The sequence below is a fragment of the Streptococcus sp. KCJ4932 genome (genome assembly GCF_004352745.1).
In the GTDB taxonomy this organism is placed as follows: domain Bacteria; phylum Bacillota; class Bacilli; order Lactobacillales; family Streptococcaceae; genus Streptococcus; species Streptococcus ruminicola.
Genome location: NZ_SJWW01000001.1, coordinates 176,024 through 200,880 on the forward strand (window position 1 = coordinate 176,024; position 24,857 = coordinate 200,880).

Here is a 24,857-nt window from a genome sequence, read left to right on the forward strand (position 1 = left end):
TAAAAGAAATTAGCTAAAGTCTGTTAAAATTGACCGTATCCAAAACAGGTCATAGATATCACTCCAAAACTTTTTATGGTAAAATAAGGTGATATAGATTGAAATGGAAAGGACACTTAAAGAAAAGGAGTTTAAATCACTTTCTTTAAACAAACAATATGACACCTGAAGAATTTTATGACAAACTTCGTCAGCAAGGATTTGACTTGACTGATACTCAAAAGAAACAATTTGAACGCTACTTCGAGCTTTTGGTTGAATGGAATCAAAAAATCAATTTGACAGCCATCACTGACAAAGAAGGCGTTTATCTTAAACACTTTTACGATTCTATCGCACCTGTTTTGCAAGGCAAAATCACTAATCAAGATGTTCGCCTCTTGGATATTGGAGCTGGAGCTGGTTTTCCAAGTATTCCTATCAAAATCTTGTGCCCAGCTATTGATGTGACAATCATCGATTCACTAAACAAACGCATCAATTTCCTTAATCTTTTGGCTGATGAACTTGGTTTAGACGGTGTTCACTTCTACCATGGACGCGCTGAAGATTATGGACAAGATAAGGCTTTTCGCGCTAGCTATGACATCGTAACAGCACGCGCTGTTGCCCGTCTTCAAGTTCTAACAGAATTAACTATTCCTTTCTTGAAAGTCGGTGGTCAGTTGATTGCTCTTAAAGCATCTGCTGCCGAAGAAGAATTAGCTGATGCTAAAAATGCTATGTCCGTCCTCTTTTCAAAACTTATTGAAAACTATCACTATGAATTACCAAATGGTGATAGTCGTCAAATCACTATTCTTGAAAAGAAAAAAGAAACACCAAACAAATACCCACGCAAAGCAGGTATGCCAAATAAAAAACCTCTTTAATGGGACGATACAAAAACTAAGTGGCTTGCTATAATAGCCACTTAATTGCTATCTTTATGGAAAGGGATATTTCAATTGACTAGATTTTTAAAACGGCTATCTGGCACTCAACGGTTAACCTTTAGTTTTTTGATTGTCATCTTGATAGGAAGCATCTTGTTATCACTTCCTATTACCCACTACCAAAACGCCCCAGCAACAGGATATCTTGACCACTTATTTACAGTGGTTTCGATGGTTTGTGTGACTGGTTTATCGGTCTTTCCTGTGGCTGATGTTTACAACGGTCTTGGACAAGTCATTGCTGTCATTTTGATGCAAATTGGTGGTCTTGGATTGGTAACCTTGCTTGCCGTTAGTACCTATATCCTTAGAAAAAGGATGAACTTATCTGAACAACATATCTTACAATCCGCCCTTAGTTATGACAATAGTGGTCACCTTAAACGTTATTTGTTCAACGTTTATAAGATTACCTTTATTATTGAAAGCTTGATTGCAGCGCTATTTCTCATCGATTTTATTCCGAGATTCGGACTGGGACACGGAATTTTCAATGCTATCTTCCTTGCAGTTTCTGCTTTTTGTAATGCTGGTTTTGATAACCTTGGTGGAAATAGTTTAAAACCATTTGTCCTCAATCCACTGCTTAATCTGCTCTTTATGGCTTTGATTATTTCTGGGGGGATTGGTTTTGCTGTTTGGGTTGATATCAAACGAGCTATCAAGCACTTCTTTGCGGATAGACCATATCGCTTCAAAACTTTTACACGCCAACTAAGCAATCAAACACGCTTGGTGCTTGCCACTACAGCTGTTCTCTTACTTCTAGGAACTGTGTTAACTTGGCTTATCGAGGCTAATAACCCTAAAACCATTGGACAATACAATCCATTCCAGCAATTTATGGTTAGCTTATTTCAAACGGTCACAATGAGGACCGCTGGCTTTGCAACCATTTCTTATCTGGACACTCATCCCGCCACTAACATCCTCTACATGATTCAGATGATTATCGGTGGTGCTCCAGGCGGTACTGCTGGTGGGGTGAAAGTGACAACGGTAGCCATTACTTTCTTACTCTTTAAATCAGAATTAGCTGGTCAAACAGAAGTAACTTTCCGCCACCGCATTATTCCAAATCGTGTCATCAAACAAACGTTGACAGTTCTGATTTTCTTCTTCTCAGTCTTAATTGTTGGCTATGTGCTTCTTCTTCAACTAGAACCACATCACGACCCCTTAGCCCTGCTATTTGAAGCTGTATCTGCCATTGCTACGGTCGGGGTTTCCATGGATTTAACACCGCAATTATCAACTGGTGGAAGACTCATTATCATGGCTATGATGTTTATCGGACGTGTCGGTCCGCTTACCGTTCTTCTTAGCCTACTTCAAAAGAAAGAAAAAGATATTCAATACGCACAGACAAATATTACCGTCGGTTAGAGAGGGAAATTTATGAGAAAAAAAATATTTGGTGTTCTTGGCCTTGGAATTTTCGGACGAAACGTTGCCAAAGAACTTAGTAAATTTGAACAAGACGTTATCGCTATTGACGCCAACCCAAACCTTGTTCAAAATGTTTCTGAGGTGGTCAAAAAAGCTGCCGTAGGAGACATTACTGACATTGACTTTTTGAAGGCTCTTGGGATTAATCAATGTGACACTGTCGTGGTCGCTACTGGTAATAACCTCGAATCATCAGTTCTAGCGGTAATGCACTGTAAGAAACTTGGTGTGAAAAATATCATCGCTAAAGCTAAAACCAAAACGTATGAAGAAGTTCTTTACGGTATCGGGGCTAGCAAAGTCATCATGCCAGAACGCGACTCAGGTAAACGTGTTGCAGCCAATATGCTTCGCCATCACATCGAAAACATCGTTCACTTGGAAGAAAAATTAGCCATGGTAGAATTTTCTGTTCCAGATTCTTGGGTTGGTAAAAATCTAATTCAACTAGATGTTCGAAACAAATACGAAATCAATATCATCGGCACTCGTCAAACAACATCATCAGCTATCGATACTCACATCGATCCCAACAAAGCATTTGAAGCTGATACAGAAGTCATTGCAATCGCCAGTGATGATACCTTTGAAAAATTCGATTACCTTGGTTATTTAAAATAAACAAAAAGCGTAATGCTCTAAAGAGCATTACGCTTTTCTATTTTATTGCCATGGATTGTAAAATCTACCATGATTCCATTTAAAAAGTAACAATGTCACTGCCACAATCAAAACAGCTAAAACAATTGTCATAATATCTGCTGAAGTGAAATTTGTATAAGTGTACCAAGTACGCTTTTTATTTTTCCCGAAACGGCGCAACTCCATCGCTGTTGAGACCGTGTCAATACGTTCAAGAGAACTGAAAATCAAAGGAATCACAATTTGTAAATTTCCTTTAATACGTTTCATCAATTTCTCTTTTGAAGATAATTCAAGTCCTCGCGCTTCTTGAGACATTCGAATCATGTAAAATTCTTCCTGAACATCTGGAATGTAGCGTAGTGTTAAACTAACGGCATAAGCCACCTTATAAGGAACACCAATTTGATTAAGGCTTGAAGCAAATTGACTGGGGTGCGTTGTCATCAAAAATAGAACTGCTAAAGGCACTGTACAGAAGTATTTTAAGGCCAAATTAAAGAGATAAAATAATTCCTGACTAGTTAGATAGAAACGACCGTAACCTTGCCATAAGACCGTTTTAGCACCGTATATACTCTCACCATAACTTGGTTCAAATAAATAGACCATTATCACATTCAAAAGCGCAAAGAAGCCAATGAACTTAATCACAAATGATACTTGTTTCCAGCGGATATTTGCCAATTTAAATAACAAAAGCGAAGTCACAGCAACAAGTGCAATCAAGCGTGTGTCATAAGTTGTCATGCAAGCTACTGATACCAAGATGAAGAAGATTAATTTACTAGCTCCAGATAAGTGGTATAGGAAGCCTTGACCACTTTGATAACCAATAAAATGATTAGCCATTGCATCCTCCTTGCTGTTTAATATAATAATGCGTCAAATCAATCGGGTTAATACCGATTTTTTCAGCCAAGTCAAAAAGACTTGTTTTTTTCAGATTAGCTTTTTCCAATACTTCGGCTTGACTAAAAAGGGCAACTGGGGAACAATCTGCAATGATATTCCCATCGCTCACCACAATACTACGGTCTGAATACTCTAACATCAGCTGCATATCATGCGTAATCATGATAATAGTGTGTCCAGCTTTGTTTAGCTGATTGAGGAAGGTCATGATTTCAGTGTAATGGCGTTTATCTTGCCCAGCTGTTGGCTCATCCAATAAAATAATCTCTGGATTCATAACCAAAACAGAAGCAATGGTCACACGTTTCTTCTGTCCAAATGATAAAGCTGAAATCGGCCATTTTCTAAATTCATACAGACCACAAACTTTTAAGGTCTCAAGAACACGTTTTTCAACTTCTTGCTCATTCACCCCACGCAAGCGAAGACCTAATGCAACCTCATCAAAAATCATAGTTTGACTAATCATCTGATTTGGATTTTGAAGGACGTAGCCGATTTTCTCAGCGCGTTCTTTGATAGAATCTTCCATGATTGATTGTCCTTGGTAGCAAATATCACCTGCTGTTGGTTTGATGAATTGGCAAAGAGCTTTGGCTAAGGTTGATTTTCCTGCACCATTTTTCCCAACGATGGCAATACGTTCACCTTTATGAATAGCAAAGCTAATATCTTTTAAAATCGGTTGATTTTCCTGATAACTAAACTTTAGCTGCTTCACTTCTAAAATAGGGTCTTTTGGCACTGTATTTGCTGATTGACTTAAACCAGCCACGGTAATATCCGATAAATCTAACTGACTTAAATCTGACAAATGCTCTGCTTTGGTCACATCGACATTTAAATCTTTCAAAGCTGTCACATAAAGAGGCTCACGAATCCCATTTTCAACCAGTAAGTTACTCTTTAACAAATCATCTGGATGCCCATCAAATAATATCTGACCATCATTAATCAAAATAACTTTATCCACCTGACGATAAAGCACATCCTCAAGACGGTGTTCAATAATAATCGTTGTTGTTTGCCCTTCTTGGTGAATACGATCAATCAGTTCAATCGTTTCTTGCCCAGATTTAGGGTCTAGATTTGCCAGCGGCTCATCAAAAAGTAAAATCGGACTCTCGTCAATCAAAACACCTGCTAAGCTCACGCGCTGCTTCTGACCACCCGATAAATCCTGTGGACGGCTATCTAGGAATGCCGTCAAATCGAGCTTATTAGCCCAATAATTGATCTTGTCAGTCATTTGATCCAACGGAAGACAGTCATTTTCAAGCGCAAATGCTAAATCCTCTGCCACTGTTAGGCCAATAAACTGGCCATCTGGGTCTTGTAACACCGTAGACACAAGATGCGATTTATCATAAATCGACAAATCAAAAGCATCCTTGCCTGCAATGGTCAATTGACCTCTTTTTTCACCATGATTAATGTTTGGAATAATCCCATTTAAACACTGTCCAATGGTTGATTTTCCTGATCCCGACGGTCCAACAATCAATACCTTCTGCCCTTTCTCAATAGATAGATTAAGGGATTTTAAGGTAGGCTCTGCTTGAGCATCATATTTAAAAGTGAAATCCTTAAACTGAATAAGGGGCTCCATGAATCTTCTCCTAAAAAATGATTAAGAGTAGGATAACCTTGTCATCCTACCCCGTTAAAAACGGCTCTCATGCGAGCCTGGATAATACTAGAATGCTATGTGATAGCCAAAAACAGAACTCCTAGCCCTGCTTTTCAAAAGAATTAATCTTTTGTTAGACTACCTGATTGTGTACGTGTTTTTGAGTAGACAGCTAAAAGCAATGACCCACCAATAGCAATTGTCAAGCTATTAATAGCAGCTGATAGAATACCTTGAGTAAAGACTTTACTTGCTGGTTCACTATAAATCAAAATGTCACCATACGGTGCAATGATGCCCCAACCAATAACATTAGCTAGGATTTGTGCACTGTTAAACCATACCAAATCTTTTTCAGTTAATTGACCTTTTTCAATCTTGATTTTTTTAGCCACAAGTCCGATAGCTAGACCAATCAAACCACTCACAAGGACCCATGTCCACCATGGTGAACCATATTGAAGAGCATCTTTCAAAGCATGTCCGATAAAGCCAGAAAAGAATCCAACAGTTGGACCATAAACAACGGCAAATAGAGCAACCACTGCGTATTGCAATTGAAGATTTGTATTTGGAATTGGTGTTGGAATATTAACCAATGTTCCGATGATAATAAACAGTGCAGCACCAATCCCTGTAGCCACAACAGTCTTGATTGAATTATTTTTCATGACTTATTCTCCTTTATAATAAACTTATCTATTTTTCTAAGTATAATGCTTTAGAAACCTTATTTTAACGCCGTTTTATTTTACCACAAATAAAGGACATTTTAAAGACGCTTATTTATTTGAACTAGTCATAAAAGGGCTTTATATAAAAAATAGCCGAGCTTTCGCCCAGCTATCTAGTATTAATTAACTTTTTTCTTTTTACCCCAAACAGATTTTTCAGCAACTGCTGTAAAGAGAACATCTGTTGAAGAGTTTAGGGCTGTTTCACATGAGTCTTGAACAACCCCAACAATAAATCCGACACCAACTACTTGCATAGCAAGATCGTTTGAAATACCAAACAAGCTACATGCAACTGGTACTAGAAGAAGTGAGCCTCCAGTAACACCAGATGCACCGCAAGCTGATACTGCAGACAAGACACTTAGCAAGAAAGCTGTTGGAAAATCGACGTGAATGCCTAGCGTATTAACCGCAGCAAGTGTCAAAACATTAATTGTGATGGCAGCACCACCCATATTAATAGTAGCCCCAAGTGGGATAGATACCTTGTAAGTATCTTTGTTCAAGCCTAACTCTTCACAAAGTTTCATATTAACGGGAATGTTAGCTGCAGAACTACGTGTGAAGAAAGCTGTCAATCCAGAATCTTTCAAGCAACGGAAAACCAATGGATATGGATTTTTGCGCATGAAGAGAAAAGCAATAAACGGATTAATTACTAAAGCTACAAAAAGCATTGTCCCCACAAGAGCTAAAATCAAGAAACCATAGTTTGCTAAAATCTTAACCCCGTTATCTGAGATTGTCTTAAAGACAAGGCCTAAAATACCAAATGGTGCTAAATTAATAATCCAACGAACCACTTGTGACGTAACATCAGCGATGGTTTGTAAAAGCTCTTTCGTTTCTTTATTTGAATTTCTAAAAGCAAGACCAAAGATAACAGCCCAAGTCAATACACCGATATAGTTAGCTGTTCCCAATGCATTAATTGGGTTATCAACCATTTTTAGTAGAAGACTGTGGAAAACTTGCCCAACTCCTTCCGGAGATGACAATTTTGGTTGCGTGGCAGTATCCAAGGTCAGAGTGATTGGGAAAAGGTAATTCACCACAACTGCTACTAGGGCAGCTGCTAAGGTCCCAACAAGATAAAGTCCAATAATCGTTGACATATTGGTCTTTTGTCCCTTTTCATTTTGTGACAATGCACTAGCAACCAAAACAAAGACAAGTAATGGCGCTACCGCTTTTAGCCCACCAACGAACAAATCACCTAGGATACCAATAGCTGAAATCTTAGGAAGAGTCATTCCTAAAATAAATCCAAGAATAACACCAATGATGATTCGTTTGATGAGACTAGTTCTATTCCAAACATTAATAAATCGTTTCATGGTAGCTCCTCAAAAAAATATTAACGGTTTTAATCATAATATAAAACAAGCGCTTCGTCAAACGAATTATGGCAGTTTTTATGCCATGACAGCGCTTTTATCGTGGTTTTTTTCAATTTTTTGAAAATTTTGTGATTATTTCTAACATGGCTCCTCCTTGATATGACAACGAATGTCAGCTTTTTAGTAAAAAAACAGCGATTTTCTTCTATTGACGTTAGAAATGGAGTTCGATATAATAAGCTGCGCATCATTTTGCTTAATGAGAGAGTTTAACTAAGCAAAATGCTATATCGTTTTTTATTAGGAGGACATTAATGAAACCTGTCAAAAATATCTATATTATCATCGGTTTCATGTTATTTGCTTTATTCTTTGGGGCAGGTAATCTGATTTATCCCGCCTTTTTAGGGATATATTCTGGAAGCAACCTAGCATTAGCCATTCTTGGTTTCTGTTTAACTGGTGTGACTCTTCCGCTTTTAGGGGTAGTCGCAGTAGCCTATTCAGGTGCGAGTGATATTGAAGATTTTGCACGTCCAGTTTCTCGTCACTATGCTTTGCTATTTTCAATCGCACTTTACTTATCAATCGGGCCATTCTTTGCCATTCCAAGAACGGGTGCTACTTCATTTTCAATCGGTATTGAACCTATCTTTGGCGACAATCTGATTGCTAAAGTAGTCTACGGTTTAGTTTTCTTTGGTATTTCTTACTTCTTAGCGATTAAACCAAATAAAATCGCAGACCGTATCGGGAAATACCTAACACCTGCACTTTTGATTATCATCGCAATTTTAGTCGTAGCTTCATTTGTAAAACCAGCTGGTGATATCGGAACAGCTTACAACGCTGCCAATGATATCAGTAATGCCTTTAAAGATGTTCCATTTGTTGCGGGACTCATTCAAGGTTATGGAACAATGGATGCCCTTGCTTCACTAGCCTTTGCCATTATCGTTATCGACGCTAGCAAATCACACGGAGCAAAAGGAAAAGCGGAAGTTGCTACACTTACTTTCAAATCAGGATTAATTGCTACTGTACTACTTGCTCTTATTTATATCTTTGTAGCTCGTATCGGAGCTTCATCACAAAATCTCTTTGATTTTTCTAACGGACACTTTATGTTTAAAGGTGAAGCAATCGATGGTGGTAACATCCTTGGACAAGCAGCTCACTTCTATCTTGGAAGTATCGGACAAATCATCCTTGCTGCAGCTATTTTCCTTGCTTGCTTAACAACAGCAACTGGTTTGATTACTGCCTGTGCAGAGTACTTCCACAAATTGCAACCAAAAGTTTCTCACGTTTCTTGGGCAACTCTCTTCACTTTGATTGCACTATTCTTCTACTTCGGTGGTCTTTCTGAATTGATCAAATGGTCACTTCCAGTACTTTACTTGCTCTATCCATTAACAGTCGTTATTATCTTCTTAGCCTTGCTATCAAAATTCTTCAAGAAAGATCGCATCGTTTACCAAATTACAATTGGTTTTGCAGCCATTCCTGCTCTTTACGATGCCCTCTCAACACTTGCTAAAATGACTGGACTTTTCAGCCTACCAGCAAGCCTTGTTAATTTCTTCAATGGATTCGTTCCACTTGGACAATTCTCCCTTGAATGGATTAGCTTTGCCATCGTTGGATTCATTGTTGGATTTATCCTACACAAGACTAAAAAAGCTTAATAATAGCAAAACCAACCTTCATAACGAGGGTTGGCTTTTTTGTTGTTTATTTTCCAAGTAAACTAATACGTTCTTGAATGTGTTTGGCATTTTCAATCTCATCAACAAATCCAAGAGCATAATCCGCATAGCTAATAGCACTTTCACCCTTGTCATTGAATGTCAATTCTTCACCAGCAAGAATGTATTCTCCTGTACGTTTACCATCTGCTTGGAAATCAATGGCTGGACTGATGAAAGTCCATTTGACATCATGACGTTCACGGATTTCTGCTAAAGACTGACGTTGAGCACTAGCAAGTGGTCTAAAAGCTTCTGGAACTTCTGGTGTGTCAACCAATTGCACCGTGTGCTCTGGGTTAACATAAAGACTTCCTGCACCACCGACAATCATCAAACGTGTGTCAGTACCTGAAAGCAAATCAGCCAAATGTTTTTGCGAATCGCTGTGAAGATGAAGCTGATCTTCTTTCCAATATCCAACAGCATCAACCACAACATCAAACCCTGCCAAATCTTCTTTTGTTAAGTCAAACAAGTCCTTTTCAATAACTTTTTGAGCTTTTGATTTATTTGAACTACGAACAACTGCTGTGACATCATGGCCACGATTAAGAGCTTCTTCAACAATTAATCGACCTGCTTTACCATTTGCGGCAACGACTGCAATTTCCATAAGAATTCCTCCGAAAAAATTATTTTTTTGTTGTAACGCCTTTTGTTACAACTACGCTTTTAATATACCTTTATATCGATGTAATGTCAAGAGTTACAACAAAAAGTTGTAACTTTTTTAATGACAACTCAAATATGCTATAATGAGCTTAACTAAATTCCCATAAGGAGAAAAAATGCCCTATTCAACACGATTAGCCACTTCCGTTCATATTCTGTTAGCCATTTATCATTTTGAAAATGAAGCAAAAGTAACTTCTACTTTTCTAGCTAAAAGTATCCAGACTAACCCTGTTATTGTGCGAAACTTACTAGGAAAATTGCAAAAAGCTGACTTAGTCAAAGTCGAAGCTGGTGTTGGTGGAGCTCATTTAACAAAGAAACCTGAAGAACTAACACTTTGGGATATCTTCCAAGCCGTCGAAGACAAAAATAAACCCATTTTCAAAGCTAGTGATGACACGAACCCAAACTGTCCTGTTGGTCGTGTGGTTAATTCAGTTCTTCAACCACGCATTGACAAAATTCAGGAAACTTTCCAAGCATCCCTAAAAGCCGTTAACTTGGCCACCCTTATTGAGGATATGGACCAGCAATTAGAAAAAATAGATTTCAAAAATCTCCCTGAAAAACCTTAAAAAGTTAATCTAAAAAGAGACTCACAAATGTGAGCCTCTTTTTTAGATTTATTTATGACTAAGTTTTTTAGTTAAGAAATCACCGACAAATTGGATGATAAAGACAAGAACTAAAATACATAGTGTCGCGATAATTGTGACATCCGTTGCTGAACGGTTGTATCCGTAGTAAATAGCAATATAACCAAGACCACCAGCACCGATGGCACCAGCCATTGCTGTTTCACCGATGAGTGAGATAAGAGTCACAGTTGACACACGAATCAATTCTGGCAAACCTTCGCTAAGGTAAATCTTGACGATATCCCAAAGTGTCGCACCTGAAGCTTGTGCCGCTTCGATAACTCCCTTGTCCATTTCAGAAAAGACTACTTGGACTTGACGAGCATAGAAGGCAAATGTTGCCGCAGACAGTGGAATCAAAGCCGCTGTTTTACCAAGGTTAGTTCCAACAAGAGCATAAGTGAAACCTTTTAAAATCGCAAGCAAGATGATAAATGGAATAGCACGCACAATTGACGTGAAAATATCCAAAACTTTAAAACCAAAACGATTGCTCAAAACGCCATTTGGTCCTGTTAGAACCAAAAACAAGCCCATAACAAGTCCTAAAAGGCCACCAATAACAAAAGACCAACCTGTCATGTAAATAGTCGCTGAAAAGGCATCTGACCAAGAATTTGTCCCTTCCCAGCCAATGCGGTAAACATCAGGCATATTTGTAGAAATCCATTCAATCATTTAGGCACCTCGTTTCAATACTGTTAATTCGATTCCAGCAGCAACAATAGCTTCTTGCGCACCCGCCAGTGCAAAGGCTTCACCAGACAAGACAACAATCATCTCACCAACTGGTGTATCATCAAGAATTTCAATATTTCCGTAAAGAATATTAGCTGTAACTTCGAATTGTTTGTAGATTTGGTTAAGAATTGGTTCATCAGTTGATGTTCCAGCATACTTCAATTGAACAAGCAAATCATCTTTTGGCAGATTTTGTACAATAGCTTGTTTTTCAATTTTAACCAAGGCATCTTCAATACCAGTTGCTGTTTTAATAAATTCTTGTGTTAATGGTTCTTTAGGATTTGAGAAGATGTCTAGAACTGATCCTTCTTCAATCAAGCGACCATTTTGCATCACAGCGACACGGTGGCAGATATCTTTCACAATTTGCATTTCGTGAGTAATCATAACCACTGTCAAACCAAGTTTTTGGTTCAATTCTTGCAATAGTGCCAAAATTTGTTTGGTTGTTTTTGGGTCAAGAGCTGATGTTGATTCATCAGAAATCAAAATTTCTGGGTCATTAGCAAGCGCACGCGCAATCGCCACACGTTGTTTTTGACCACCTGATAATTGTGATGGATAGTTTTCAGCTCGATCGGCTAGACCTACCAATTCCAACAATTCAGCAACTTTTTGATCTTTTTCTTCTTTGCTTAATTTTGAATGACGAAGAGCAAATGCTACATTTTGGCGCGCTGTTTTTTGTGCCATCAAATTAAAGTGTTGGAAAATCATCCCAATTTTTTGACGTTTTTGACGAAGGGCAGCTCCTTTTAATTGAACTTTTCCATCCGCAAATGTCACATCATCACCAATTGTGATTTTTCCTGATGTTGGGGCTTGTAACAAATTAATCGTACGTACCAAAGTTGATTTTCCGGCACCAGAATACCCAACAATTCCATAAATATCGCCTTTATTAATCGCAATTGAAACATCTTTTACCGCTTCAATCACACGTTTTTTCTGGCGAAAAGTAATATCGATATGCTCTAAATTAATAATCGGTTTTGTCATAACTCTTACTCAACTCCTCAAGATTTACTCACTTATTGTTTTATCAATTCTATCATTTTAAAACAATTTTCAAAACTTTCCAACATCATATTCTACCATATTCTGTTGTTTTTAAAAATAGAGAATGGCGTGTTTCACACACGCCAGCTCTAAATCTTCAATAAAATCCTTTAGTCTTTAGAAGAAACTTTTGCACCCTTCCATGCTGGGATATCAACGTTATTTGAAGCATCTTGGATGACTTTACCAACTTCGTCAGTTTGGTAAACTGAAATCAAAGTCTTGATAGCTTTAGCTTTGTCAGATTTCTTCCAATCTTTTTGAGCTGCAATAACGTTGACCCATTGATCTGAGTTTTTGTCAACTGCTTCTTTGTAAAGTGTTGTTTTGTAATCAACTTTTGCTGCTTGAGCGTAAGAGTTGTTAACGATAGCAGCATCGACTGATGACAATGTTGAAGCCGTTTGTGCAGCATCAACTTCTTTGATATCTAAATCTTTAGGATTTGATGAAATGTTTTTGATTGTTGCAAGTTCGTCACCATTAACGTCCAATTTAATCAAACCTGCTGATTGAAGAAGGTAAAGAGCACGGCTTTCGTTTGAAGCATCATTTGGAACTGAGATAGTTGCTTTGTTAGGAATATCTTTGACATCAGTGTATTTAGCTTTGCCATTTTCTGTACCTGAGAAGATACGGATTGGGCTAAGAAGTGTGTCAGCGGCTTCTACCAAAGTTCCTTTGTTTTCAGAGTTCCAGTTGTTCAAAAAATATTTGTGTTGGAAGGCATTGACGTCAACTTCACCATTTTGAAGAGCTTCGTTTGGTTGGTTGTAATCAGTGAACTCAACCAACTCGATTTCCACGCCTTTGTCTTTAGCCAATTCTTTGACTTTATCCCAAAGTGGTTCAGTTGCATCATCCAAAGTCATGATACCAACTTTAAGTTTTGAATCATTTGAAGCTGATTTTGAACCACCACATGCTGCCAATAAAAGTGTTGAGGCAAGAGCTACGCTAGCCAATCCAAGTAATTTTTTTAATTTCATATCTATTTCCTCTCTCCTTTAACTCGTGATTTCATTCTAACCTAATTAGTTATAGGTTTCAAATTGTTAAAATCAAGGTTTAGTTATAGTTTTAAACTATAACTAAATTATTTTTCTGATGGAACCGTCAAGTCTTTCGCGTTTGGGACATAATCTCCGCCAAGATATTTCTGTGCCAAGTTTGACAAAGTCCCATCCTTTTGCAAGGTCTTCAAACGTTTATTAACAAAGCTTTGCAAATCTTTTTGATCTTGCCCAAGAATGAAATAAATGAATGGTTGTTCATCAGATTTCAACTCGATAGTTTTCAAATTATTCAATTTTTGATTTTTAATAATGGTATTTACCGTAGGAGCATCAAAAATCTTGAAATCAAACTTACCATCATTCAGATTTGTCAAAACTTGGGTAATGTTTTCGTTAGTGTAGTTGAGGTCAACAGGTTTGCTATTATTCTCAGTGTTAAATTTTTCAAGCTGTGCTGCTGTTGTTGTTCCTTGAACCACTTGTGTTGAATGTCCTGCAATATCATCGTATGAAGCAATATCTGAGTCTTTTGGCACTACCAAAACTGATGGTGTTGACCCGATTGGATAAGAATAAAGGTATTTTGCTGAACGTTCTTTGGTATAACTGATATTGTTGCCGCCAAGCTGATATTTCCCAGAATCAAGTCCTGTGAAAATAGATGACCACTCTGTCTTCTTGAAAGTCACTTTGTACTTATCAGAATCTTTGAAGACAGCTTTTGCCACCTCGATATCATAACCAGTTAGTTTACCTGATTCTTCGTAAGAGAAAGGTGCTGTCGTTCCAACTGTCGCAAAAGTCAGCTCTTTCTTATCAGATGATGCATCTGATGATGACTTTGATGAGCAAGCTGCAAGAAGCGTTGCTGAGACGAGAGCTAGTCCTGTTATTCCTAGCATTTTTTTCATAATCGTCATATCGTTTCCTACCTTCTTTAAGAGTTGCTTACATCTTAACATCCAAGCGACTTCTTAACAAATACTTAAATTCTATCACCGCGATAAAGAAATCTTATCACCCAGCTAGTCTTTTCCCTTTGCAAAATAATCTAGCAAATAAAGAGCATTCTCAACAAAATACTGCACGGCTGTTTTGAGTGCTTCGTCTTTGACCGTAAAAGTATCTTGGTGAAGCCCTGCCGCATTTTCATCGCCATTACTTCCAATCAAAGCAAAAACACCTGGAATTTTCTCTTGATAAGCCGCAAAGTCCTCACCAATGGTCAGAGGTTCAACCGTTACAACTTCAGCAAATGTTTTTGAATGCTCAAAAATAAGAGATGTCAAAACCTCATCATTAAAAGTTAATGTCGGCGTTTTGCCCCATTCAATCGATACTTGAGCCGCAAATTGGTCAGCTGTATTTTCGATAATTTTAGTAAATGACTCACGCAAATGCTGACGTGTCTCCGCAGAAAATGAGCGCATTGTCCCTTCAAAATAACCTGATTCTGGCATGACATTCCACGCGCTGCCCACATCAATGTGTGTCACTGACAAGACTGCAGGCTCAAAAGGCGATACCGTACGGCTGACAATCGCCTGAAGATTATTGACAATAGTTGTAATGGCTAAGACCGTATCTGTCCCAAAATCTGGACGCGCAGCATGCCCGCTCACACCACTAACAGTGACTTTAAACTTATCGACCGCTGCCATGATAGCTTTTGAGCGAAGCCCGATTTCTCCAGGTTTCAAATGAGGATAATTATGGTAGCCGATAATAGCTGAAACATCCTTAAGACCGCCATTTTCAATCACTTGATACGCACCAACTGACACTTCTTCAGCTGGCTGAAAAATCAAGCGCACAGTTCCTTTTAGCTGCTCTTCTTTTGCTTTTAAAATCTCAGCAGCACCAAGAAGACTTGTCTGGTGGAAATCATGCCCACAGGCGTGCATAGCACCATTCTTGCTTGCATAATCAAAGGTATTCTTCTCTTTGATAGGAAGAGCATCAATATCTGCACGAAGAGCAATAACAGGCTCTCCTTGCCCAATCTCCGCAATAAATCCCGTCGGCAAATCTGTCTCAAGAATACGAATGCCTAACTTTGAAATATAATCCTTCAAAAAAGCAGTCGTCTCAAATTCATTCTCCGAGATTTCTGGATGTGCATGAATTCTACGACGAACCGCGGCTAATTTAGCATAAAAATCTGATGTCATTTTGACTCCTCTACCGCTTGATAATCTGGCAAATAACTACCACCCAAATATTTATTACTCAACTTCTCTAAAGTGCCATTATCATAAAGCTTTTTAACCGCCTTATTAAATTCTCCTTGTAATTTACCACTGTCACTTGAAAAAATAATATAATTATTCGGGTTATCATCCGTTTGTAAATCAATCACTTTTAAATCCAAAGCTTTTTGTTTAATAATCGTGTTAACGGATATCTTATCAAAAATTAAATAATCAAACTCTCCACTATCCAAGTCTAATAAGCGTTTTGTAACGTCCTCACCGGAATATTCAATTTTTGACGGTGAATCACTGTGCTTCTTATTCCAATCATCGACAAATTTTGCTGTTGATGTTCCCGTATCATCTTGGGTAACCTTACCAGCAATATCATCAAGTGACTTAATGTCAGAACCATCCTTAGTGACTAGCACCAGCGGATTTTTAGCAATTGGAACAGAGTACAAATACTTACTAGCACGTTCTTTGGTATAAGAAAGATTATTAGCAGCTACTTGGTAAATTTCACTATCGAGCCCGACAAAAATGGAATCCCAAGCAGTCTTTTTAAAACTAATATCATAGCCATCAATATACTTACTAGCTGATTTAATCACTTGAATATCATAGCCAGTCAGTTGACCTTTAGTATTTTGATAAGAAAAAGGTTTGATATCCCCTGCTGTGGCAACGACAGCTTTCTGATCAGCTGCCTCGACATGAACTGTCAGTCCTGCACTTAATAAAATAGTTAATCCTAATAAACTTTTTTTCATTTTCATACCTCAAACTCCACTAAAACTACAGTTGCTGTACTAAATAGTCAAAAATCTTCCGGCTTTCTGCTTTTTCTAACAGTAATTCTGGATGCCACTGAAAGCCTAAAATAGGCGCTCCATCCTTACTTTCATAAGCTTCAATCGTGCCGTCACGTGGGTCACGCGCTGTCGCAACCAAGCTCGGTGCCAACTCTTTCACACTTTGTTGGTGGAAAGAATTAACCCAAGCACCGTTAGCAACTAACTTACTAACACGGCTATTTGGTAGAATCTCCACTTCTTGTGATGTCCCTGAAAACTCTTTTTGCCAGTGGTGTTCAACCTTTTGGTTCAAAGTGCCACCCAAAGCAACGTTAAGCAGCTGCATACCGCGGCAAACTGCGAAAATTGGTTTCTTTTGCTTCAAAGCTTCTTTAATCAAAGCCAATTCAAATTCATCACGTTCCAAACTATAATCATCACTATCAATTGATTTTCTTTCACCATAAAATTCAGGAGTTACGTTTTGACCTCCTGATAGGATTAATTTATCAATCATGTCGATGTAATCTTTAGCCAAGTCTGGACTAGCAACAGGAATAACAATCGGAAGCCCCCCAGCTTCCTTGACCCCGTCAGATAAACGTCTTGACACCATATCATATGGCAAACCAGACCGTGCTGGAAGTTCTTTGATATTTCCCGAAATGCCAACAACAACTTTCTCCATACAAGCACCCCACTTTCTATCAATTATAAGAAGCCACTTTCTAAGTTAGAAATATTGTAAACCAAATCCCCAAAGATTACCAATAGTTATTTTTTATCAGGGAGATAGGCTTTGGCTATAACCCAAAAAAGACACCCAGTCTTTCGACTGAATGTCTCTTTCTTTTATACTATCAGATTAGAAATCAGATACGTTGTGGTAAACTTTTTGAACGTCTTCGTCATCTTCAAGAGCGTCAACAAGTTTTTCAAATGTTTCAAGGTCTTCACCTTCAAGTGTCACTTCTGATTGAGGAATCATTTCAAGTTCAGTAACTTTGAACTCTTCGATACCGTTAGCACGCAAAGCTTCGATACCTTTGTGAAGGTCAGTTGGAGCTGTGTAGACAGTTACAACACCGTCTTCTGCTTCAACGTCTTCAACATCAACGTCAGCTTCAAGCAATTGTTCAAAAATGCTATCTGCATCGTCACCATCAAAGACAATAACACCTTTTTTGTCGAACATGTAAGAAACTGAACCAGATGCTCCCATGTTACCACCGTTTTTACCAAATGCAGTACGCAAGTTAGCAGCAGTACGGTTAACGTTACTTGTCAAAGTATCAACGATGATCATTGAACCGTTTGGTCCAAATCCTTCGTAACGACCTTCAACGAAAGTTTCGTCTGTATTACCTTTTGCTTTATCGATTGCGCGGTCGATAACGTGTTTTGGAACTTGTGCTTGTTTTGCACGTTCAAGTACGAATTTAAGAGCTGAGTTTGATTCTGGATCTGGTTCACCTTTTTTAGCAGCTACATAGATTTCAACACCAAATTTAGCGTAAACTTTTGAGTTAGCACCATCTTTGGCAGTTTTTTTGGCAACAATATTGGCCCACTTACGTCCCATGGGTAGTCTCCTTTGTAAAGATTATTATTTATTTTAGCATGATTAAGTGATTTGACCAGTAAAATAGCCAAATCATTGAACTACTGAATTAGCAAAGCTAAATTCGTAATCCTTTTTATTATAGCACTTTGACAGGGCTGTGTAAAATGTTCCTAAAAATTAAAAGCGAAAACTGAGCTCAACAAAAGCCCAGTTTTTAGTTTATTTATGTAAGCGCTTATTTTGTGATTCTAATCGGCTGATTTTCTCAAAGCTTGGTTTTAAAATTATCTATTTTGGACATATTCTGCAATAGCAGAACTAACAAAACTAGCTGTTCCTTGACCTGCCGCTTTGTCGATAAAAGTTGTGAAACGATTATCCTCAATATACATTTGCCCCAGACCTGATAAAATCTCCATATCACATGGGTAAAAATGCTCACTAATATAGCTTTGTAAAGTTTCAACTTGTTTTTGAACCTTGCTATCAGAAAGAGAATGCTCTCTTAGCTTTGCAAAGTCTCTCATTATCGCTGCCATTTCTTCCGTAATGACCGAAAAATCAGTCTGTGGATTTTTTTCAAATGCTTGATAAGCTTCCGTTGTTCCCCAATGTTCTTTAGCTTCTTTTTGGAAAGCTTCCAAATCCGACTTGTCATAAGCTGTGAATGTCATCATGTTTTCTCCATTTTCCTGTAAGGACTTAGCATGAGAAATAACCTTTTCCAAATGCTCTTTTTTCAACTCGAGCCATTTTATCTGCTCAGATAAAGCTTCTTCTTTGTTATAGCTTGGGTCCGACAGGATTTCCTTTATTTTTTTAAGAGGAAATTCTAGCTCACGAAACAAAAGGATTTCTTGCAAGTGTTCAAAGGCTTGCTTATCATAAAAGCGGTAGCCATTTTCTCCGATAAAGGATGGTTTTAAAAGACCAATCTGGTCATAATAGTGCAAGGTACGCACGCTAATGCCTGATATCTGACTCATCTCTTTTACTGTTTTCATGTACTAGCTCCTCTCGATGATAAGTATAGGCTATAACGTTACGTTAGGGTCAAGAGAAAAAATGAAGTTTTTTGTTTGTAAACGTTTACTTATTAATTCTCACTGGAACCTTTCCCCAAGTTTGTTCTTGAATCTGTGAATTTCCAAGTTGATAGACTTGGTCAGCTTGTTGCGTCACCGCATCCCACGGTTTTGCACCGATTCGAGCGACGATATCCACAGACTTTTTCACCGTTTTAAGGTGTTTTTGCCCTTTTTCGGTAAATCCAAGCACATGTACCGCTTCTGGCAATGGCTTTTCCACAGCTCCGACCAAGATGTAAGCCAAAATTCGGCGGATTCGAGCCTTCGTGTAACGTTTCGTGGCGACTTTATCCACTAATTCTTCCACAGTCGCTACGCTCCTAATAGCAGAGCGGATACGGCTGGCTAACTCTTCATTAACCTGGAAAATCTCTGTCAAATCAGGGTTTGTCACGATTTGATACTTGAGCAATTGGAAATAATTCTCCCAAGTCACTTGAGGAGCGCCTAGGAAAAGGTCAGCTTGCGGCATAAATTTGTCCACAAAAACTTTGTCTTGCCTGTGGATACGCAGATTTGTCGCGGAAGCAAATGCGACATCAGTCTCAAGCGAGTGATAACCAGCTCCCTGACGCATGATTGGGCTAAGCTTGATTGATTTTCCAGCACAAGCTTTGGCATAAGAAAGCCCTAAAATATGATTTGGCGTGTTACCTGTGAAGTCGACACCAGCAAATGTCTCCCACATTTTCTGCGTTTTCTGTGGATAAGACAAATTATCTGGCAAATTTTGCAAGTAATCCACCATTTTCTGTTGATTATCCGCATAAATCTGTGAAAAGTGTTGATAATCCAGATTTTCTTCCGTTCCAAATGCCAAGTTATCCACACCAAGGCGCTCTAAAATGTCCACCGCACCCTGCGCAAAGTAGTCCGCTGACTGAACAGCCACCAAAAATGGCAATTCAACTACCAAATCAGCCCCGCATTTCAGAGCCATTTCCGCGCGCGTCCATTTGTCCACAACCGCAGGCTCACCACGCTGCACAAAATTCCCAGACATGGCAACAATCTTGACCCCTTCAGCCTGCGACAACAAATAACGATGCCCATTATGAAAAGGATTAAATTCAGCAACGATACCAGTGATAGTCATGTTGTGCTCCTTAGAGAAATTTCTCCCCTACTTCTGACAGACAAAGAACCAGCGTTCTGATTTTTTGCGTGGCTTTTTATCTTCGAAATCAGCGTAGAGTTTAAATGATTTGAATCCTGCTTGTTCCAAGAGGATGTCGTAAGTCAAGACTTCGTAAGTGCGTTCTTCGTGGACTTCGTCGTAGCGTGTGAAGCGTCCGTCTTCATCTTGCAAGAAGAAAGTCAATTCGTGGACAACTGAGTGAGGCGCTTCGTCCGCGTAAGTATCCCAGACCATAGCAAATTCTTCCGCATTTTCGTGGTAAGAATAGCCAGGAAAGACTGTGTCAGTTTTATAAGTTGAGTGCACATCAAAGATGAAAACACCATCTTCGTTCAAGCAATCATAAACTTCCTTGAAAACATCTCCTACCTCAACTTCATCAGCCATATAACAGATAGAATCTGAATAACAAGTCACCAAGTCGTATTTACCAGCTTCTGATAAATCAAGCATGTTACCTTGTTTGAATTCAATGTCTTCTCCAGCTACTTTAGCGCGTTTTCGAGCAATTTCAAGCATATCTTCACTCAAATCTAGCCCTGTCACATCAAAACCAGCTTTAGCAAAGCGTACTGACTGAATCCCAGTTCCGCAGGCTAATTCCAAGAGTTTTTTCTTATCTTTTGGAAAATGGCGAAGCGAAAAATCAGTCCATTTATCATAAAGGCTGTCATCCATGATGGCATCGTAAACTGATGCGAATTTTTCGTAGTTTTTGTTCATTGTTTTGTCCTATCAAACTTCTATCATTCTTAGAATGAAATAATCTGAGACAAGTGCCCCAGATTATAAGGATAATGCTGCAAAATTAAGCAAGGTATTCTGACACATCAACCATAGGTGCTTCGTGCCACAATTTTTCGATGTTGTAGTGTTCGCGTTCGTCTTCTGAAAAGATGTGAACAACAACGTCGTTAAGGTCAAGTAGTACCCAACCAGTACGGCTATCACCTTCAGCATGGCTAGCGTCGCCACCAGCTTCTTTAACTTTTTCACGGATATTTTCAGCAATAGCATCCAATTGACGAGTGTTCATAGCGCTAACGACCACAAAGTAGTCAGTCACACTAGTCAATCCGTAAAGGTCCAAAACGACCATATCTTCTGCACGTTTCTCATCAGCTGCTTTCACAACAACAGCTAAAAGTTCTTCTTTAGTCAATATAAATCCTCTTTCAATATTTCTTCTATCGTCTTTACCTTGGCAAATCGATTATGCCAAATAGCTTCGTAATGTTTTTGTAGTTGCTTTGCTGTCAGGAAATCACTATCAAAAGTAGTCGTTCCATTCTTTGGAATAGTCACTTGATACCCTAGTTCAAACGCCACCTTAACAGTCGTATCAATGCAATAATTCGTTGCCATGCCAATGATAATCAGCCGCTCAATAGCTTGGCTATCCAGATAAGTCTGTAAATGAGTTTCTTTAAAAGCACTATTATAATGCTTATCAAAAATTTTATCGTCAACTTCTGGAGCAACACCGTCGTAGATTTTCCATCCATGACTACCAAAAACTAATTCTTCGTCATGATGTCGAACATAGATGACTTCAACACCTTTTTCACGACAACTTGTTATTAATTGCTGCCAAATAGACAGGCACTCCTGCATTTGATAAGGTACATTTTCAATCAAATCATTTTGAATATCTACGACTAGCAAAGCAGTTTTCATTTATCAGACCTCATATACCCCACATAAGCATTATAAGTCTCAATGGTTTGTGGGAAAATTGGGAAGGCTTGGTGTGCAAGGTGCTCAACGGTATGAACCGTTTCATAAGCCACTGCCTTATCAAGCGATTCTTTAGCAATCACACGCGCTTCTTCCACCAATGGAAAACGGCGACCTGGCTCGATATAATCAGCAACATAGATAATCTTATCAAGTAGTGACATGGCTCCAGAGCCAACAGTATGCGTCTCAATACTACGCAAGATTTCCTTATCTGTCACACCCAAGTCTTCTTGAATCTTGTAAATACCAACCATGCCATGCCAGACATTGTTGCCCCATTTTTTGAGTTTGGGGTCAAGCTTGTACTTATCAATCAAGTCTAAAAATTCTTGGTCAGAAAGTTCCTTGGCATAATCATGAATCAAACCAGCCAGTCCAGCTTTTTCAGTGTCATAACCATAACGATCAGCTAGTTCAATCGCTGATTTTTCCACACCAAGGACATGTTTAAAACGTTTCTCGCTCATAACAGCTGATACTTTATCTAAAAGCTCAGCACGTTCAATTCCCGCGGTGTATGTCTCATAGGTCACGGTAAAGTCCTTCTTTCTCAATGTAGTCGATAACAGCTGGTGGCGTCAAGAAGTTTGGACGACAACCAATTTCAAAATGATGACGAACTAAACTTGATGAGATGTCCATCATTGGCACATCTACCCAGATGACAGGATATGATGTTCCAGCCTTATATTTAGGACGTTGAACACCAACAAACTGCACCATTTTAATCAATTCATCAATTTTGTACCATTTTGGGAGGTAATCAACCATATCAGCACCGATAATGAAATAGTAATCCACGTCCGGATTTTTTTCGATTAAAAGTTTCATGGTATCGTAAGTGTAGCTGATACCTTTACGCTCTAATTCGATTGTTTCAATATCCAGACCTTCAACACCCTCAATTGCTAACTCAAGCATTTTCAAGCGGTGTTTTTCATCAATCGTTTCTTTTTTATCAAGATGTGGTGGCTCATATTCGGGCATAAGAAGAACTTTGTCCAAACTCAATTGTTGGCGGACTTGATCAGCAACCACGAGATGAGCATTGTGGACAGGGTTAAAATTGCCGCCCAAAATACCAATTTGCTTACGATTTTTATCTTTTTCTTTTTTCTCCAGTTCCACTTTAGTAAATGGAGTAACTAATTCTAATGCCATACGACTACCTCCGAGCTTGGTATTACCTACCAAGCTCATTCAACTACATTGCCCGTTAAAAACAGACTATTTATTCAATTCTTTTACTTTTGGTGAGATTTTACGGTTTTGTTTTTTAGATGATTCTTTGTAAAGAATGATGATACGTCCGATTTTAAGGACAGTATCGCAACCAATCTCATCTTCTAAGATTTCAGCCACTTCATGGATGTCTTCATCAGTATTTTGAAGAAGAGTGACTTTAATTAATTCACGCGCATCCAATGCATTGCGGACGCTTGTTTTAATTTGGTCGTTAAGACCGTTTTTCCCAATTTGTACAATTGGTTTCATTGAGTGTGCTTGTGATTTCAAAAAAGCACGTTGTTTTGATGTTAACATAATTCTCCTTGTTTTAAAAATCAATAATTTTAGAAAGGTTGTACAATATATTTTGGCTTCCTATGATAACCAATTCAACCTTTTTTCTAGCTCTAGTCAAATTTTGGAAAAGCATTTTTTTGGGATTATAATAGTTATTTCCTTCTGCCTTTAATATCATCGAATCATTTTCTAGATTAGCTTCATAGTGAAAATTACTATCCAGTATTACTGTCACACTATCAAATTCTTGCCCAATTACTTCATGCGATGTCTCTCCTATTTTAGGCAATGAATCTAACGGTTCATTATCATAACGAGAACACGTATAGGATAACACTCGAGAATTATCCTTAGATTTTAGATAATTTTCAGCAGAATTCTTACTATCAAAATATTTCACTTCAACAATATTATTATAATTTGACACTCTCTTTATTTTTTTCTGATCTATTGGAAATTTTAAAAATAATTTGATAAAATTTGCCAAATCAGGATTACTGCGATATTTATCTTTTAATTTAAATTTTTTTCCTCCTGTACTTTTTACTAAATCATTTATAATTTTTTCATTTTCAGCTTTTTCTTCATTATCGTGCAGTGTTTGTTGACCATCCATAAAGAAAATTATTCTTACATTATAAAGTTTTGAATTCTTTATTATCTCATCACGCTGTAAAGGACGAATTCTTTGACTTTCATCTACTAAAATAAAATCAGCATTTTCAAAATCAATTTTTTTATAGTCTTTTATTGCCAAAATTTTATAACCATAAGCTTTTAATCTCTCTTGACCCTGATTTAAATTTGCACAGTGTAACACATATACACTCTTTCCCTTATCTATTAACTCTTTACACAAATCATACAAAAGTAATGACTTTCCAGTTCCAGGCCTTCCATTAACAGAACTGAATAAAGATGAAGATTTTAAAATCTCATCTTTAAAGTTATACTGAGGGGGAGTCAATAAATACTCAGATTTAATAAACTTTTCAATATCATTGAATGGAGATACAAGATAATTCTTTATTTCAAATTTAGTATTAGCCTGTTCAAGTGTTATTACTTCGATATCCTGTTTTTCAAAAGCATTTAATAAATCTTCAGCACTACAATCTACTACAGTACCATCTTCCGGAAAAAACTCTATAAATAAACTATTCTTTAACGAAAAACTAAAATATCTAGTTGAAACATCTAAAAAATGAAGGTAAAAATAGTTCTTTTTCAACTGTTCAACCATTTTTTCTTTGGTTGATTCACTTTTATACTCTATATTTAAA

27 protein-coding genes are annotated in these 24,857 nt (G+C 37.9%); 5 read left to right on the forward strand and 22 right to left on the reverse strand.

Features of this window, described 5'->3' with window-relative positions; all coding sequences use genetic code 11:
* Positions 1 to 158 precede the first annotated feature (158 nt).
* From rsmG to ktrA, 3 genes are all read left to right on the forward strand, one after another.
* A complete protein-coding gene (rsmG, locus tag E0E02_RS00925) occupies positions 159 to 872 on the forward strand; it encodes a 16S rRNA (guanine(527)-N(7))-methyltransferase RsmG (RefSeq protein WP_074564313.1) in 714 nt (237 codons plus the stop codon).
* Between the two features lie 75 nt (positions 873 to 947).
* The gene (locus E0E02_RS00930; RefSeq protein WP_165937124.1) at positions 948 to 2,321 is read left to right on the forward strand and encodes a TrkH family potassium uptake protein; all 1,374 of its coding nucleotides are present in this window, start codon (positions 948 to 950) and stop codon (positions 2,319 to 2,321) included.
* A gap of 12 nt (positions 2,322 to 2,333) precedes the next feature.
* Positions 2,334 to 3,005, forward strand: coding sequence for a potassium uptake transporter gating subunit KtrA (gene ktrA, locus E0E02_RS00935; RefSeq protein ID WP_039696375.1), 672 nt, complete (start codon positions 2,334 to 2,336; stop codon positions 3,003 to 3,005).
* Between the two features lie 42 nt (positions 3,006 to 3,047).
* On the opposite strand, the gene E0E02_RS00940 is transcribed toward ktrA, so the two are convergent.
* From E0E02_RS00940 to sstT, 4 genes are all read right to left on the reverse strand, one after another.
* Complete coding sequence (locus tag E0E02_RS00940) at positions 3,048 to 3,878, reverse strand: energy-coupling factor transporter transmembrane component T (protein ID WP_074564318.1); 831 nt, start codon at positions 3,876 to 3,878, stop codon at positions 3,048 to 3,050.
* Positions 3,871 to 5,550: an ABC transporter ATP-binding protein gene (locus E0E02_RS00945; RefSeq protein ID WP_133017584.1), complete on the reverse strand. Its 1,680-nt coding sequence runs from the start codon at positions 5,548 to 5,550 to the stop codon at positions 3,871 to 3,873. Before E0E02_RS00945 ends, E0E02_RS00940 begins: the two co-directional genes overlap by 8 nt.
* Positions 5,551 to 5,693: 143 nt before the next feature.
* Positions 5,694 to 6,242 carry an ECF-type riboflavin transporter substrate-binding protein gene (locus E0E02_RS00950; RefSeq protein WP_006532926.1) on the reverse strand — a complete coding sequence of 183 codons (549 nt, stop codon included), beginning with the start codon at positions 6,240 to 6,242 and terminating at the stop codon, positions 5,694 to 5,696.
* A 182-nt stretch (positions 6,243 to 6,424) separates the two neighbouring features.
* Complete coding sequence (gene sstT / locus E0E02_RS00955; protein ID WP_133017585.1) at positions 6,425 to 7,645, reverse strand: serine/threonine transporter SstT; 1,221 nt, start codon at positions 7,643 to 7,645, stop codon at positions 6,425 to 6,427.
* Positions 7,646 to 7,962: 317 nt separating this feature from the next.
* On the opposite strand from sstT, the gene brnQ reads away from it, so the two are divergent.
* Positions 7,963 to 9,336 (forward strand): branched-chain amino acid transport system II carrier protein, encoded by a 1,374-nt coding sequence (brnQ, locus tag E0E02_RS00960; RefSeq protein ID WP_074868386.1) that lies wholly within the window; start codon positions 7,963 to 7,965, stop codon positions 9,334 to 9,336.
* A 46-nt stretch (positions 9,337 to 9,382) separates the two neighbouring features.
* On the opposite strand, the gene E0E02_RS00965 is transcribed toward brnQ, so the two are convergent.
* Positions 9,383 to 10,012, reverse strand: coding sequence for an NAD(P)-dependent oxidoreductase (locus E0E02_RS00965; protein WP_133017586.1), 630 nt, complete (start codon positions 10,010 to 10,012; stop codon positions 9,383 to 9,385).
* 175 nt (positions 10,013 to 10,187) lie between these two features.
* On the opposite strand from E0E02_RS00965, the gene E0E02_RS00970 reads away from it, so the two are divergent.
* Positions 10,188 to 10,649 (forward strand): Rrf2 family transcriptional regulator, encoded by a 462-nt coding sequence (locus tag E0E02_RS00970; RefSeq protein WP_133017587.1) that lies wholly within the window; start codon positions 10,188 to 10,190, stop codon positions 10,647 to 10,649.
* A gap of 48 nt (positions 10,650 to 10,697) precedes the next feature.
* Here the strand turns inward: E0E02_RS00970 and E0E02_RS00975 are convergent, their stop codons facing one another.
* From E0E02_RS00975 to E0E02_RS01055, 17 genes are all read right to left on the reverse strand, one after another.
* A complete protein-coding gene (locus E0E02_RS00975) occupies positions 10,698 to 11,390 on the reverse strand; it encodes a methionine ABC transporter permease (RefSeq protein ID WP_039696368.1) in 693 nt (230 codons plus the stop codon).
* Positions 11,391 to 12,455, reverse strand: a complete 1,065-nt coding sequence (locus E0E02_RS00980; protein WP_133017588.1) for a methionine ABC transporter ATP-binding protein — start codon at positions 12,453 to 12,455, stop codon at positions 11,391 to 11,393.
* Between the two features lie 170 nt (positions 12,456 to 12,625).
* Entirely contained in the window at positions 12,626 to 13,504 is an 879-nt protein-coding gene (locus tag E0E02_RS00985; protein ID WP_074564328.1) for a MetQ/NlpA family ABC transporter substrate-binding protein, read from the reverse strand.
* A gap of 107 nt (positions 13,505 to 13,611) precedes the next feature.
* Positions 13,612 to 14,451 (reverse strand): amino acid ABC transporter substrate-binding protein, encoded by an 840-nt coding sequence (locus tag E0E02_RS00990; protein WP_133017589.1) that lies wholly within the window; start codon positions 14,449 to 14,451, stop codon positions 13,612 to 13,614.
* A gap of 105 nt (positions 14,452 to 14,556) precedes the next feature.
* Positions 14,557 to 15,702: an amidohydrolase gene (locus E0E02_RS00995; protein ID WP_133017590.1), complete on the reverse strand. Its 1,146-nt coding sequence runs from the start codon at positions 15,700 to 15,702 to the stop codon at positions 14,557 to 14,559.
* Positions 15,699 to 16,496 carry a transporter substrate-binding domain-containing protein gene (locus E0E02_RS01000; protein WP_133017602.1) on the reverse strand — a complete coding sequence of 266 codons (798 nt, stop codon included), beginning with the start codon at positions 16,494 to 16,496 and terminating at the stop codon, positions 15,699 to 15,701. The genes E0E02_RS00995 and E0E02_RS01000 overlap by 4 nt, the downstream gene beginning before the upstream one ends.
* 25 nt (positions 16,497 to 16,521) lie before the next feature.
* The gene (locus E0E02_RS01005) at positions 16,522 to 17,208 is read right to left on the reverse strand and encodes a gamma-glutamyl-gamma-aminobutyrate hydrolase family protein (RefSeq protein ID WP_074868404.1); all 687 of its coding nucleotides are present in this window, start codon (positions 17,206 to 17,208) and stop codon (positions 16,522 to 16,524) included.
* A 177-nt stretch (positions 17,209 to 17,385) separates the two neighbouring features.
* On the reverse strand, positions 17,386 to 18,102 hold the full coding sequence (locus tag E0E02_RS01010; RefSeq protein ID WP_024343611.1) for a YebC/PmpR family DNA-binding transcriptional regulator: 717 nt from the start codon (positions 18,100 to 18,102) through the stop codon (positions 17,386 to 17,388).
* A 266-nt stretch (positions 18,103 to 18,368) separates the two neighbouring features.
* Positions 18,369 to 19,088, reverse strand: coding sequence for a MerR family transcriptional regulator (locus E0E02_RS01015; protein WP_133017591.1), 720 nt, complete (start codon positions 19,086 to 19,088; stop codon positions 18,369 to 18,371).
* Positions 19,089 to 19,173: 85 nt separating this feature from the next.
* Positions 19,174 to 20,268, reverse strand: a complete 1,095-nt coding sequence (locus tag E0E02_RS01020) for a nucleotidyltransferase (protein WP_133017592.1) — start codon at positions 20,266 to 20,268, stop codon at positions 19,174 to 19,176.
* Positions 20,269 to 20,295: 27 nt separating this feature from the next.
* Positions 20,296 to 21,033 (reverse strand): class I SAM-dependent methyltransferase, encoded by a 738-nt coding sequence (locus E0E02_RS01025; protein WP_133017593.1) that lies wholly within the window; start codon positions 21,031 to 21,033, stop codon positions 20,296 to 20,298.
* 85 nt (positions 21,034 to 21,118) lie between these two features.
* A complete protein-coding gene (rsfS, locus tag E0E02_RS01030; RefSeq protein ID WP_013852201.1) occupies positions 21,119 to 21,472 on the reverse strand; it encodes a ribosome silencing factor in 354 nt (117 codons plus the stop codon).
* On the reverse strand, positions 21,469 to 21,987 hold the full coding sequence (locus tag E0E02_RS01035; protein ID WP_133017594.1) for a cysteine hydrolase family protein: 519 nt from the start codon (positions 21,985 to 21,987) through the stop codon (positions 21,469 to 21,471). Before E0E02_RS01035 ends, rsfS begins: the two co-directional genes overlap by 4 nt.
* Positions 21,984 to 22,583 carry a bis(5'-nucleosyl)-tetraphosphatase (symmetrical) YqeK gene (gene yqeK, locus E0E02_RS01040; RefSeq protein ID WP_133017595.1) on the reverse strand — a complete coding sequence of 200 codons (600 nt, stop codon included), beginning with the start codon at positions 22,581 to 22,583 and terminating at the stop codon, positions 21,984 to 21,986. The genes E0E02_RS01035 and yqeK overlap by 4 nt, the downstream gene beginning before the upstream one ends.
* Entirely contained in the window at positions 22,573 to 23,211 is a 639-nt protein-coding gene (locus tag E0E02_RS01045) for a nicotinate-nucleotide adenylyltransferase (protein WP_074602788.1), read from the reverse strand. Before E0E02_RS01045 ends, yqeK begins: the two co-directional genes overlap by 11 nt.
* A 66-nt stretch (positions 23,212 to 23,277) precedes the next feature.
* Positions 23,278 to 23,592 (reverse strand): ribosome assembly RNA-binding protein YhbY, encoded by a 315-nt coding sequence (gene yhbY / locus E0E02_RS01050; protein ID WP_039696356.1) that lies wholly within the window; start codon positions 23,590 to 23,592, stop codon positions 23,278 to 23,280.
* Between the two features lie 13 nt (positions 23,593 to 23,605).
* On the reverse strand, positions 23,606 to 24,857 hold a 1,252-nt coding region (locus E0E02_RS01055), incomplete at its 5' end, for a DNA/RNA helicase domain-containing protein (RefSeq protein WP_133017596.1).